Source organism: Bacillus cereus group sp. BfR-BA-01355 (assembly GCF_022663675.1).
GTDB lineage: Bacteria > Bacillota > Bacilli > Bacillales > Bacillaceae_G > Bacillus_A > Bacillus_A thuringiensis_S.
Genome location: NZ_JAKUFY010000408.1, coordinates 1 through 256, shown reverse-complemented (window position 1 = coordinate 256; position 256 = coordinate 1). Strand labels below are relative to the sequence as shown.

Sequence of the window (256 nt, the reverse complement as noted above, 5' to 3'; positions counted from 1 at the left end):
TGAACCGTCTTCTAATTGGTTTACTGCTACAGATACTGTGCCTAAACCGCCTGTTACTTGGCTTGAGCCATCCGCTAATTTCGTTACTCCTACTGATAATGTACCTAAACCACCTGTTACTTGGCTTGAGCCATCTGCTAATTTGGATACTCCTACTGATAATGTATCTAAACCACCTGTTACTTGGCTTGAGCCATCTGTTAATTTAGATACTCCTACTGATAATGTATCTAAGCCACCTGTTACTTGGCTTGAG

1 protein-coding gene is annotated in these 256 nt (G+C 41.4%); it reads right to left on the bottom strand.

All coding sequences use genetic code 11. The annotated features are described in order from the left end of the window. Positions 1-256: hypothetical protein (locus MR167_RS32260; RefSeq protein ID WP_242316295.1), on the bottom strand; the 256-nt coding region annotated here is incomplete at both ends.